Origin of the sequence: Pseudomonas fluorescens (assembly GCF_000802965.1) — a bacterium.
Taxonomy (GTDB): domain Bacteria; phylum Pseudomonadota; class Gammaproteobacteria; order Pseudomonadales; family Pseudomonadaceae; genus Aquipseudomonas; species Aquipseudomonas fluorescens_A.
Genome location: NZ_JSAK01000031.1, coordinates 168530 through 181635, shown reverse-complemented (window position 1 = coordinate 181635; position 13106 = coordinate 168530). Strand labels below are relative to the sequence as shown.

Here is a 13106-nt window from a genome sequence, read left to right as displayed (position 1 = left end):
GGACGAGGTATTGGAGCACTTCCGACACCATCGCATACGACGTATAGTTTCAGCTTTGCAAGACATCCGTCCTTGATCAAAGAGAACGCCCATGAAAACCACCGACAAGACCTCCGCCCTGGACCTGAAGCTCTCCGACTTCCTGTGTTTTGCGGTCTACTCCACCAACCTGGCGTTCGGTAAAGCCTACAAGCCGATGCTCGAACGGCTCGGTTTGACCTACACGCAATACATCACCCTCGTGGCGCTGTGGGAACAAGACAACCAGACGGTCGGCAGCCTCGGGGAAAAGCTGTTCCTTGAATCCAACACCCTCACCCCGATTCTCAAGAAACTCGAAGCGATGGGTTACCTGCTGCGCCAGCGTGATCCGGAAGACGAACGCCAGGTACGCATCAGCCTGACCAAAGAAGGTCGAAAACTGCGCGAAGGCCTCTCGGAAGACGGCTTCCCGCAGACAGGCCTGGATCCCGACGACTTCGTGCAAATGCAGCAGGCAATCGTGGCGCTGCGCAATAACCTCATTCGCACGACCAATAACGATAAGTAAACGTTGAAGCGGTAAAACATATCCCTGCTCGTCGAAGCCATCGATTGCGGTCACTCGTCCCACGAAGGTAGTATTGAGAACGATTCACACTACCATTCGGAATGACGACCGGTGCAACCTCCTTCGACCAGCAAGCTGAGCTACTTTTTCAGCGATCACCACCGTTGGCTGCTGCAGCATATTCAGCGACGGCTGCGCAATCACGCGGACGCCGAGGACACAGCCGCCGATACGTTCTGCCAGATGCTGGTAGCCCGCGTCGATCCCGACAGCATCGAACAACCTCGTGCCTATCTCTCGACCATCGCCCGACGGCTTATCTTTGACCGGCATCGCCGGCGCAAACTGGAACTGGCCTATCTGGAACGCCTGTCCACCCTGCCCGAGATACTGGCGCCTTCCCCGGAAGAACAGCTGCAACTGATCGAAGCCCTGGTCGCCATCGACCGGGCGCTGGATGGCCTGCCGATGGTGGTTAAAGCGACCTTCCTCTACAGCCAGCTGGACGGCATGAGTTACGTGGCGATCGCGAAAAAACTGAGCCTGTCGGAACGCACTGTCAGCCGCTACATGAAACAGGCGTTGCTGCAGTGCTACCTGAGCGAGTCGGCACCATGAGCAAGCCGCGCCTGAACCCTGTCAGCGAGCAGGCCATTGACTGGATGGTGCGCCTGCGCGCCGGTTCGCCCACTCCTGCACTGCAAGAACGTTTCAACACCTGGTTGAGTCAGGACCCTGCGCACGCTCAAGCCTGGGCAAGATTGCAGGAGCGCATTGGCGGGTCCTTCAACACGGTTCGTGCCCTCGACCGACGTTTGCCCGGTCACTCCGAACATGCCCGCCAACTTCTATTGCAACCACAGACGTCGCGGCGTGATGCGCTACGGGTGATCGCCGGTCTTGGTCTGCTGGGTGGTGGTTTATGGCTGGGAGCACATAGCCCGTTGGGCGACAGCTTGCTCGCCGATCTGCACACCGGACGGGGCCAGCGCGAACACTTCAGTCTGGACGATGGCAGCCGCTTGAGCCTCAATGCTGACAGTTCCGTAGACCTGCAATTCGACGACCAGCAACGACTGGTCATCCTCCGTCACGGTGAACTGGTCATTCAAGTTGCATCCGATCCCAAGCGTCCCCTGCGAGTACGCACTGCCCAAGGTGAAATACGTGCGTTGGGTACGCGTTTCCTGGTCGCCCAAGAGCAAGACGCCAGTCGCGTGGTGGTGCTGGAACATTCCGTCGAAGCCAAACTCTTCGATGGCACCCGGCGTGACTTGCAAGAGGGAGAGTCTGCCCTGCTCTACGCCCGTCGGATCGACCCGGTGGTCGGCGATCAACGCTATCGCGCCGATTGGCTGAGTGGGCGGCTGAACGTGCTGGACGAGCCGCTGGAAAAAGTCGTCGATGCCCTGCGTCCCTACAGTCGCGGTTTTGTCCGCGTATCCCCCGAAGTTCGCGACTTGCGCGTCCAGGGTGTATTCCCGCTGAACGACCCCGCCCGAACCTTCGCCGCGCTGGCTGAAACCCTGCCAATCCGGGTGGATCACTGCAGCCCGTGGCTGACGTTGATCCGCGCAAAATCCCCTCTATAAAAATATTTTTTGAAAATGACTCTTATTTGTGTCCGGTTTTCATTTCTCATCCCACCTATCTCCTGACACTTACACCTTCAGGAGAATGCTGTGTTCAACCCGTGGTCCCACTCACTTTCCGTCGCCGTTGCCCTGGCAAGCCTGGCAGGTTCAACGCTGGCGCAGGCGCAAACCCTGCCCTTCAACCTGCCCGCCGGCCCGCTCGCCAGTACGCTGAACGCCATTGCCAGCCAGAGCGGACATATCATTTCGCTGGAGCCAGCCCTTGTGCAGGGCAAGCAGGCACCCGCCGTCGTCGGCCGGATGTCGCCTGAACAGGCCATGCAGACGGCGCTAACGGGCAGCGGCCTGCAGTTGCGAGTGACCGAACAGGGCAACTTCAGCGTCGAGCTGACTGCGACCAGTGACACCACCCTGCAACTGGGTGCGACCAACATCATCGAAAACAGCAACGACGCCACAACCGAAGGCTCGGGATCCTACGCCGCGCGTGCGGTGACTATCGGCAAGGGCACGCATACCCTCAAGGAAATTCCGCAGTCAGTTACTGTGATGACCCGCAAACAAATGGACGATCAGGATCTCACCGACCTCAAAGACGCGGCGAACAAAACGACTGGTCTGGTCGGCGTTCAGGGCGTGGGCAAGGGCTTGATCCTGACCTCGCGCGGCTTCCAGATCGATGACTGGCAGTACGACGGCGTGCCGATCCCACGCAATACCTATGCGCTGGGTAACTGGGCCACCCAGGACCTGATCTTCTTCGACCGTATGGAAGTGCTGCGCGGCGCATCCGGTTTGCTTCAAGGCACCGGCAGCCCCGGCGGCGCCATCAACCTGGTGCGCAAGCGCGGTCAGATTGCACCCACCGTGACGGTCACTGCCAAGGCCGGCTCCTGGGATCACTACGGCCTGCAACTGGATGCTGGCGGGCCTCTGAACCAGATCGGCACCGTGCGTGGCCGTTTCGTGGCCGACGAGGATCAGAGTGATTCCTTCATCGACTATGAATGGAGCAAGACCCACTCGCTGTACGGCGCGCTGGACATCGACGTGCGTGAGGACACCACCCTCGGCGTGGCCGTCAGCTATTCCGATGGCGAGTCGCGCCCGATGATCCGCGGCCTGCCACGCTACTCCGATGGCAAACCGCTCGACGTCTCCCGTTCCACCTACACCGGCGCTCGCTGGAACCATTCGGACATCGATGTCACCACCGTCTACACCGATCTGGAGCACCGCTTCAACGACGATTGGGCCTTCAAGGTCGGCGCCGTGCACATGACGGAAAACAACAAGTCGAAGAACCAGCGGCTGCAAAGTAGCGGCGATGGCCTCGAGGCCGATGGCAGCGGCGTGCAATACGCTGACTTCGTGACGGATTTCGACGCGACCAAGCTCGGTCTGGACACGAACCTCATCGGCCACTTCGACGCCTTGTCCATGCAGCACGAAGTCATGATCGGCGGTAACTACTCCAAGTACACCTCGGACGACAAGTTCGCCCGAACCTTCAATAACAGCACTGACACGATTTTCGGCATCAACCACGACCGCCCGGAAATCAGCTACGACGGTTTGCTCAATACCCCCGGCGGTCGTGCAACACCGAGCAAATACGACATTCGGCAAAAAGGGTTGTACGGCAGCTGGCGGGTCAAGCCGATCGATCCGTTGACCCTGGTGCTGGGCTCGCGGGTCAGCTGGTACGACTACAGCTACAAGTCATGGACTCAGGTCGCGTTCAGCGACGTAGTGACCGAAAATCCGGAGAGCACCGCTACTGAATCCGGAGAAGTCACGCCTTACGCCGGCATCATCTATGACCTGAACCGCGAATGGGCGGTGTATGCCAGCTACACCGACGTGTTCGAACCACAGACCGTGCGCGACGCCGGCGGCTCGATGCTCAAGCCGGTGATCGGCAGTAACTACGAAGTCGGCCTCAAGGGCGAGCTGATGGATGGCCGCGTCAACACTTCCCTGGCCGTGTTCCGTTATGACCAGGAAAACCGTGCGCTCAACGACCTGTCTTCGGGCTTCGCCTGCGACGGCTGGTACTGCTCGGTAGCGGCGGGAAAAGTGCGTAGCCAGGGGGTCGACGCGGAAATCAGCGGCGAAGTGCTCACCGGTTTGCAGCTGTTTGCCGGTTACACCTACAACACCACCAAGTACCTTGACGACCCGGAAAACGAAGGCAAGGTCTTCAGCACCTGGACGCCCAAGCACATGCTGCGGGCCTGGGGTGATTACCAGTTCAGCGGCGACTGGAACCGTGTCAGCACCGGGCTGGGCTTCACCACCCAAAGCCATACCTTGGGCTATGAACACACCTACGACGTACCGGGCTACACCGTCTGGAGTGCCCGCGTCGGCTACCAGCTGACGCCGGAAATCGGGCTGGCGGTGAACGCCAACAACCTGTTCGACAAACACTACTACACGGCGGCCTACAACCAGCTCAGCGGCAACAACAACTTCGGCGATCCGCGCAACGTGATGTTCAGCGTGAAGTACACGCCGGAGTTCTGACACCGCGTTTACTGTAGGAGCCGGCTTGCTGGCGATTGCGTTTTGTCAGGCGATACCTGTGTCGCTGTCACGACAGCTATCGCCAGCAAGCCGGCTCCTACAGGTTGTCCGTGAAACTACAGCGTTAAGTTCACGCCTCAGTTCTGACAAAGCACCATCGCCCCCGGTAGGAGCTGCCGCAGGCTGCGATCTTTTGATCTTCGGCGGACTTGAGATCGCCGCAAATCAAGATCAAAAGATCGCAGCCTGCGGCAGCTCCTACAGGGATATGCGTCGTTCGTGAGTTTTGTGTTCACTGAACAACCATTGTAGGAGCCGGCTTGCTGGCGATTGCGGTAGTGACATCGACACAGGTATCGCCGACAAAACGCGATCGCCAGCAAGCCGGCTCCTACAGGTTTATTTATCCGACTTGATGCTGGTCCACACCCGCGTGCGCACTCGCTCCAGCTTTTGCGGCAGCGGTTGCACGACGTACAGGGTTTTCAGGGCTTCGGCGGTTGGCGTCAGGTTGGGGTTGCCGGTGATTTCCTTGTTGATCAGCGGTAACGAATCCTTGTTGGCATTCGGATAACCGAGGAAGTCGCTGATCGGCGCGATGACTTTCGGGTCGAGCAAGGTGTTGAGAAACTCATGGGCCTCTTCGACGTTTTTCGCGCTTTTCGGAATGGCGAAGGTATCAAACCAGATCGGCGCACCCTCCTTCGGCAAGCGCCAATCAACGACTACGCCGTTACCCGCCTCTTTGGCGCGATTGCCGAATTGATAGAAGCTGCCGGAGTAACCGATGGCCACGCAGATATCGCCGTTGGCGATGTCGGTCATGTACTTGGCGGAGTTGAAGTAGGTCACGTAAGGCCGAATCTTCAACATCAAGGTTTTGGCTTTTTCGTAGTCATCCGGGTTCTGACTGTTCGGATCCAGCCCCAGGTAATGCAGGGCCAGCGGCAGGATTTCCGATGGCGAGTCGAGCATCGCCACGCCACAGGATTTCAGCTTTTCCATGTTCTCCGGCTTGAACACCAGGTCCCAGCTGTCCACCGGCGCATTCTCGCCGAGCGCAGCCTTGACCTTGGCCGGGTTAAAGCCGATCAGCACGGTGCCGTACATGTAAGGCACGCCGTAGAGGTTGCCGGGGTCATTCTTGTCCAGCAACTTGAGCAGCGCCGGATCCTGATGGCTCCAGTTGGGCAATTTGGACTTGTCGAGTTTCTGGAACACGCCGGCCTTGATCTGGGTTTCGATGAACTGGTTGGACGGCACCACCAGGTCATACCCGGAGTTACCGGTCAGCAGCTTGGCTTCCAGAGACTCATTGGTGTCGAAGGTGTCCCAAGTCACTTTGATGCCGGTCTTTTCGGCGAAGTCCTTGGGCACGGACGGCAGGATGTAGTCCGCCCAGTTGTACACCCTCAACTCGCGCTGTTCGGCGTGTACGGCGCTGGCCAGCAGCGTCAGCCCACACACCGTGGCGCCCAGAATGCGTTTCATAGTGTCCATGGATCAATTCCCCAATGTCAGCTCGTTGGTTTTTTATGTTCTGTACACGGCAAGCGGCCTTAAAAAAGCCAAGGGCAAGGAAGACAAAAACTCTGGTTATGGTTTCGGAAAGCATGGGTGAGTCAGCCGTCCGCTTCCGATTCTTGCTGACAGCCTAGACGCTTCATAGCGTGGGGTTGGCCAAAAGGAGATCGTAATGGCCATTTTGCGTGTCCGGATGGATGACGAAGGTGCATGCGGAAAAATCCGGGAGATCACGGGTCGAAGGAACAGGAGCGACTAGACTCACCGCTGACCGCACCGGACTGCGATTGATTTGAAGCAACTGCGCTCTATCCGGGGACTGCAATATTCGATCGGGGTAAGCCATTGCGCCCCCGCAGCCGATCAAACCTGGAACGCCCGCTGGAGTTGGTATGTTTGCGACCCTGCTCATCATTTTTGTTTCCTCCCTGGTAGTTATTGCTCTGTTCCAGCGCCTGCGATTGCCACCGGTGTTGGGTTATCTCTGCGTGGGATTGATCATTGGGCCGAAAGCGTTCGATTGGGTCAGCGACAGCGACGCATTGCCGCTCATAGCCGAAATGGGCGTGGTGTTTTTATTGTTTTCACTGGGGCTGGAGTTTTCCCTGTCGAAAATGATCGCGCTGCGTCGCGTTGTCTTCGGTCTCGGCACCCTTCAGGTGGTGACGTCCGGAGCACTGTTGGGCGCAGCATTGATGCTTATGGGCATGCCGGCGACCCCGGCGTTTTTGCTCGGTGGCGGTCTGGCACTGTCTTCCACCGCGATTGTCAGCAAGGAGCTGACCAGCCTCGGCGAGATCTTCAGCAGCCACGGCCAGAACGCCATTGGCGTTTTGCTGTTCCAGGATGTGGTGGCCGTGCTGCTGCTGACGCTGGTGCCCGTGTTCGCTGGCACCAGCGACCAGGCCTGGTATTGGGCGCTGCCCCTGACACTGGGCAAGACCCTGGTGTTGTTCGTCGGGCTGTCACTGACCAGTCGCTGGCTGTTGCCCCATCTGTTTCATGAAGTCGCCAAGGCGCGTTCCGCCGAGCTATTTGTGTTGCTCACTCTGGCCATCGTCCTGTTGACCGCCTGGTTGACTCACCTGCTCGGTCTGTCCCCTGCCCTGGGCGCATTCCTCGCCGGGATGCTGCTTGGGGAGAGCCACTACCGGCATCAAATCGAAGCGGATATCCGGCCCTTTCGCGACATCCTGCTCGGGGTGTTTTTCGTCAGCATCGGCATGTTGATCGACCTACGCTTGTTTGCCAGCCATGGCCTGTTGATTCTCGGCCTGACCCTGGGCTTGCTGCTGATCAAAGGTGCCGTGGTTGCGGGGCTGGTCAAACTGCGCGGCAGTGACAACGAAACCGCATGGCGCAGTGGCCTGGCATTGGCGCAGGGTGGCGAATTCTGTTTTGCACTGATGACGCAGATGCAAGCCGGCAACTTGATGCCCGCCGAGCTTGGCGGCCTGCTGCTGGCCGCGACCTTCTGCTCCATGCTTTTGACACCCTCGCTGCTGCGCGCAGCCCCGCGCATTGCGGCGTACTTGCATCGCAAGCCCAATCAAGAAGTGCAACTCGAGGAAATCAGCGCAATCAACGCCGAGGTTCAAGGGCATGTGGTGATCTGCGGTTATGGCCGTGTCGGCCAATCCATCGGACGCGTCCTGCGCAATGCCAAACAGTCCTACATCGCCCTGGACAACGACCCGGTGCGAATAGAAGAAGCGAGCGAAGCGGACAGCAGCGTGCACTACGGCGATTCCCATCGCGGCGAACTACTGATCGCTGTGGGATTGGAGCGCGCCAGACTGCTCGTGATAGCTGTGGGGCAGACGTCTATTGCGTTGGCGATACTCAAGGAAGCACGCCGGGTGAACCCGAGCGTGCCCATTCTGGTACGTACTCGCGACGACAGTGATTTCGCCGAGTTGAAGGCCGCCGGTGCCAGCGAAGTCGTGCCTGAATTGCTGGAGTCCAGCCTGATGCTCGCCGCCCATGCGCTGGTACTGCTGGGCTATCCCGGGCAGCAGGTAGAAGAACGGGTCGACCAGGTCCGGCGTGACCGTTATCGCCTGCTCCACGGTTTCTATCCCGGTGCCGAGGATGACGAAGCTTAGTTACAGGCGTCATTGCACGGGATTAATCTCCAGATAGCGGGTGACAGCGTCATCCATGGTCGGAAAAAACGCCGATTCGCCAAACCGCGCGAACAGCCCGAAGCGCTTGAGCTTGTCCTTGACCGGGTCCTTCATCTCGGCCACGCACAACTTGATACCCGCCGCGTGCAAGGTTTCGTCCAGCTCGGCCAACATATCGGCAGAAGTTACGTCGACACTGGTTACCGGTTCCGCCGCCACGACCAGCCAGCGCACGGGTGTAGGCGAAGCCGCCACGGCGTCCAGCACCCGATCGTTGAATAGCTCGGCGTTGGCAAAAAACAACGGCGCGTCCCAGCGAAACAACACCAGGCCAGGTATCAGGCTGGCATCGGGATAACGTCGGATGTCGTGATAGCCCCTGACACCCTCGGCTTGCCCCAGCACCGCGGAATACGGCCGCCAGCCATCCCACAGAAACTCGATGACGGCGATCACGATGGCCAGGCCGATGCCCTCAATCGCACCCAGTACGGCGACGCCAATGGTGCACGCGATCGACAACCAGAACTCCCAGCGCTGGATTCGATAAATCCGCTTCAGGTCGTCAACTTCAATCAACCCGATGGCCGACGCGATCACCACCGCCGCCAATGCGCTGTTGGGCAGGTCCTGCAACAGATTCGGCGCCACCATCAGCAGCAAGGCCACCGCCAGTGCGCCGACTACGCCGGTCAACTGAGTCCTGGCGCCTGCCGCTTCGGCCACTGGAGTGCGTGAAGAACTGCTGCTGATTGGAAAACCCTGGAAGAACCCAGCCGCCAGATTGGCAAAACCGAGCCCCGCCATCTCCTGATTCGGGTCAACGTAGGTACGGGTTCGCGCCGCGTAAACGCGTGAGAGCACGCTGGTGTCGGCGAATGAGACCAGGGCCACGGCGCAACCACCGATGAGCACCGGGACAATATCGTCGCGAGTGATCCAGGGAATCGCGAACGCCGGCAAACCTTGTGGCAGCGAACCGAGCACCGACACACCCGCACGCTCGGCAAGGTCCAGCACCGCCACGGCAACAGTCGCGCCTGCCACGGCGATCAAGATGCTCGGGATACGCTTGAAATTCTTGAGCAGCAGAATCACCGCCAGAGTGACCGCGCCAATTGTAAACGTCGCCCAGTTGGTCTTTCCATCCAGCACCGAGGTGCTGATGGACCACAGATTTCGAAACGGTCCATCGGTCTCGATGGAAAAACCGAAAAGCTTGGGCAACTGGCTGATCAACACCGTCACGGCGATGCCGTTCATGTAACCGTAGCGGATCGGTTTGGACAGCAACTCGGTTATGAAGCCCAGGCGCGCTATCCCCGCCAGGATGCACACCGCGCCCGACACGATCGCCATCATGCCGGCCAGGGCAACGGCGCGTTGCGGGTCACCGCCCGACAACGGCAGGACAACCGCAAGAATGACCGCTGCCAGCGATGAATCCGGCCCCAGCACCAGAATTCGACTGGGTCCGAACAATGCGTAAGCGAGCAGTGGAATGATGGTCGCGTAGAGCCCATAGATGCCGGGTACGCCCGATGCCACGGCGTAGGCGATACCGACAGGGACCAGCATCGTGGTGAGAACCAAACCGGCCATGATGTCGTAACGCAGCCAGGCCAGTTTGTACTCGCGCAACGCTCGAAGGCCGGGAAACCAGCGGCCCCAGCCAGTTTGCTTGTCGCTCGATTCCCGATGGGCAATCCGCCCCGGTTCCGGGACGGGAGGCGAAGAATCTGAATCGCTCATAGGACTATCGCCCGAGATGGTATTGCCGGGGAGCTGCAACGAAAGTGCCCGTCAGAATTTTTCGGGAATTCGCCTGATGGGATAGTCCGGCTCGCGATAGCCGCTTGGTTTCTGCCGCTTGGGCAGGATGATTTTTTCGCGCGGCACATCCTCATAGGGAATGCGACTGAGCATATCGCTAATGATGTTCAGCCGCGCCCTACGCTTGTCGTTCGAGTTGGCCACCAGCCATGGCGCGTACTCGGTGTCGGTGGCCTGGAACATGTCATCACGTGCGCGGGAGTAGTCATACCAACGACTGTAGGACTTCAGATCCATCGGGGTCAGCTTCCAGATTTTGCGTCCATCCTTGATGCGTGCCTCCAGCCGCCGGGTCTGCTCGTCGGAGCTGACTTCCAGCCAATACTTGAGCAGGATGACGCCCGAGTCGACGATTGCACGCTCCACATTGGGTGCCGTTTTCAGGAATCCGGCCACCTGTTCTTTAGTGCAGAACCCCATCACCCGCTCAACGCCCGCACGGTTGTACCAACTGCGATCGAAGATCACCACCTCACCTGCCGCCGGCAGATGCGGCAGGTAACGCTGGACGTACATCTGGCTTTTCTCACGATCCGTCGGCGCCGGCAGCGCCACCACGCGAAAGACACGCGGGCTCACCCGCTCAGTGAGCGCCTTGATCGTCCCGCCTTTGCCAGCGCCATCGCGCCCTTCGAAAACGATGCAGATCTTGATGCCCTTGGCTTTGACCCATTCCTGCAACTTGACCAGTTCGACGTGCAGAACGCGCAGTTGCTCAAGGTAATCCTTGTTCTTCAGCTTCTGGCTTTCAGCCGCTTGACGCTTCGGGGCTTTTTTATCCTTTGCCATGAACTACACCTCACCCATACAAAACACCGAAAGTTAAACAGCGTCGGTTACTGCCCAATCAACCGCCGAGGGCGATGATTGCGACGATCAGCACAGCGCCGGTGACCGCCATTGCCAGTCCGCCCACCCAGGGTTTTGCACCGGCATATCGCGCGAGTATCCAGCCGGCGATAAACAGCACTACCAGACCGATCAGGTTAGACAGGCGTACGGCGAGCCCCGTCTCGTCGAGCAGCAGAAACGGCACCACCAGCGGGAATGTCGAGGCCACCACCAACAGGAAAACACCAATGGCGCCCTTGAAATCATCCCATCCGAGGTTGGGTGGAACCGGCATGACTGAATGACTGATCAAGCGCTGACGCAGCAATTCCAATTCTTCTGTGCCCGCCGCAGCCATCAGACGAGGTGGCAGCGCCTCGGCGATGAGCGCCTGGCCGGTGGCGGCGTCGGCCCCGCCGCTCAAAATGCCGAGCAACGTGCGGTTGCGCGTGCGTTCGATCAGGGTTCGCAATAAGTACATCACCGAATCGGCAAGCCCCCAGGCAAGGTTGCAACCCAGAGCGGCGATCATCATCGTGCGTTCCTCTTCCTGGCCCGATGTCGCCACGCTGATGGTGCCCGTGAAGGTCATCGCCATCAGCAGGCCGAAGATCACTTCTGTTACTCGGTCCACCGGATCAAGCACCCGGGCCCGCTTCTGTACTCCCGTTCTTTGCATGCAGTCATCCTCGCCGCGGCAGCTCAATCCACTCCAGTGTAGTGTGAAAAGTTTTTTTCGCTTCCGGGCCAACAGACCTTCACCGCAACGTCGGGATAACGACTACGCTGTTGCGATTGAACCTCGTTTACCAGGGAGATTGATGTGAGCGCCGCACCCCTCTCCGAACTCGATGCTGCCCTGCCCGGCCTGGCCCGCAAGATCCGCGTGCTGGATGCGCTTGCCTGGCCGGACGGGGTCGAGGAAGGGTTTTTGGCCAGTTGGCGCGCCGGACATGCCGAGCTGCCCAAAGTCGAATTACGCCCGCGCGATCACAGCGCTGATATCGCCGCCCTCGAAACCTTTATCAGCCGCTGCGACGAGGGCCATCCAGCCGGGCGCCACCTCGCGATGACGGCGCGCAGTTATGCCACGGCCGGGCGCATGCTCGGCGCCATAGGTACGCCCGCCTTCACCCAATATTCGTCAGCGCTGTATCGACGCCCGGATTTCTACTACCACCGCCTGAACCTGAGCATGCTCGACGCGGCCCGATTCTTCCTCGATACCACCGATGCCCTTTTGGGCGGTGCGCGGATTCCTCCGTGCCCGGCTGACATTCCGGCCGAAACCTTCGCTGCCTGGTTGCAGCCGGAACTGGACCGTTTCTTCGGCCCCGGCAAGATAACCGTCGTACTCGATCCAACCCTGGCCGCCAAAGCCATTGCCGGGTCGAGCCGCGTTCGTCTGCGGGCAAGTGCCCTGTTCTCGGAACTGGACAAAAACCAGTTGCTGCAACACGAAGCGTTCGTGCATGTCGCCACCGCACAAAACGGCGCACTGCAACCCAACCTGAAAAGCCTCGGCCTGGGAGCGCCGCGAACTACCCAGACTCAAGAAGGCATTGCCACTCTCGCCGAGCTGTTCACCGGCAGCATGGACATCAACCGCCTGCGGCGCCTCGCCCTGCGCGTGCTCGCTGTGCAACAGGCGCTGGATGGCGCCGACTTCATTCAGGTATTCGAAGGTTTTCTCGCGGCGGGTCAATCGCAAGAGGAGTCCTTCCGCTCGACCCAGCGGGTGTTCCGCGGTGCCGACCTGCGCGGTGGATCGGCGTTCACCAAGGACGCCGCCTACCTCACCGGTTTGCTGGGCGTGCACACGCTGCTGCGCATCGCGATCCGTGACAATCGACCGGAACTGGTGGGCTATCTGTTTGCCGGGCGCCTGAGCCTGGGTGACACCGTGCGCCTGGCCCCGCTGTTCGAGTCCGGCTGGTTGCAGGGGCCGCACCATCTCCCGGCCTGGGCCTCCGATCTGCGTCTGCTCGCCGCAAACCTGGCCTTCTCTGCCTTTATTTCGCGGATCAAGCTGGATGTACTCGACCTGGAGGTGCTCATGGAATTCGCCGACGAGCATGAAGCCGATGCCAGTGCCTAAACGCTTGCGACTTGATGCAA

The 13106-nt window shown here is 59.7% G+C and carries 10 protein-coding genes; 6 read left to right on the top strand and 4 right to left on the bottom strand.

From position 1 onward, the window contains the following. Window positions 1-91: 91 nt before the first annotated feature. The 4 genes from NL64_RS24125 to NL64_RS24110 all read left to right on the top strand — a co-directional run bounded on the left by NL64_RS24125 (window position 92) and on the right by NL64_RS24110 (window position 4674). Entirely contained in the window at window positions 92-550 is a 459-nt protein-coding gene (locus NL64_RS24125) for a MarR family winged helix-turn-helix transcriptional regulator (protein ID WP_034150573.1), read from the top strand. 111 nt (window positions 551-661) lie between these two features. Further along, complete coding sequence (locus NL64_RS24120) at window positions 662-1168, top strand: sigma-70 family RNA polymerase sigma factor (protein WP_034150572.1); 507 nt, start codon at window positions 662-664, stop codon at window positions 1166-1168. Then, window positions 1165-2142: a FecR domain-containing protein gene (locus NL64_RS24115; RefSeq protein WP_034150571.1), complete on the top strand. Its 978-nt coding sequence runs from the start codon at window positions 1165-1167 to the stop codon at window positions 2140-2142. The genes NL64_RS24120 and NL64_RS24115 overlap by 4 nt, the downstream gene beginning before the upstream one ends. A 90-nt stretch (window positions 2143-2232) precedes the next feature. Continuing rightward, entirely contained in the window at window positions 2233-4674 is a 2442-nt protein-coding gene (locus tag NL64_RS24110; protein ID WP_034150570.1) for a TonB-dependent siderophore receptor, read from the top strand. A 399-nt stretch (window positions 4675-5073) separates the two neighbouring features. Here NL64_RS24110 and NL64_RS24105 read toward each other — a convergent pair whose 3' ends face one another. After that, window positions 5074-6174, bottom strand: coding sequence for a polyamine ABC transporter substrate-binding protein (locus tag NL64_RS24105; RefSeq protein ID WP_034150569.1), 1101 nt, complete (start codon window positions 6172-6174; stop codon window positions 5074-5076). Window positions 6175-6590: 416 nt separating this feature from the next. On the opposite strand from NL64_RS24105, the gene NL64_RS24100 reads away from it, so the two are divergent. After that, window positions 6591-8303 carry a cation:proton antiporter gene (locus tag NL64_RS24100; RefSeq protein WP_034150568.1) on the top strand — a complete coding sequence of 571 codons (1713 nt, stop codon included), beginning with the start codon at window positions 6591-6593 and terminating at the stop codon, window positions 8301-8303. A gap of 9 nt (window positions 8304-8312) precedes the next feature. Here NL64_RS24100 and NL64_RS24095 read toward each other — a convergent pair whose 3' ends face one another. From NL64_RS24095 to NL64_RS24085, 3 genes are read right to left on the bottom strand one after another with little or no spacing between them, the layout of a single operon-like run. After that, on the bottom strand, window positions 8313-10076 hold the full coding sequence (locus NL64_RS24095) for a SulP family inorganic anion transporter (protein ID WP_034150567.1): 1764 nt from the start codon (window positions 10074-10076) through the stop codon (window positions 8313-8315). Window positions 10077-10127: 51 nt separating this feature from the next. Further along, entirely contained in the window at window positions 10128-10946 is an 819-nt protein-coding gene (gene ppk2, locus NL64_RS24090) for a polyphosphate kinase 2 (RefSeq protein WP_034150566.1), read from the bottom strand. A gap of 58 nt (window positions 10947-11004) precedes the next feature. Further along, window positions 11005-11667 (bottom strand): membrane protein, encoded by a 663-nt coding sequence (locus NL64_RS24085; protein WP_034150565.1) that lies wholly within the window; start codon window positions 11665-11667, stop codon window positions 11005-11007. Window positions 11668-11811: 144 nt separating this feature from the next. On the opposite strand from NL64_RS24085, the gene NL64_RS24080 reads away from it, so the two are divergent. Further along, window positions 11812-13086 (top strand): flavohemoglobin expression-modulating QEGLA motif protein, encoded by a 1275-nt coding sequence (locus tag NL64_RS24080; protein WP_034150564.1) that lies wholly within the window; start codon window positions 11812-11814, stop codon window positions 13084-13086. The last annotated feature ends 20 nt before the right edge of the window (window positions 13087-13106 follow it).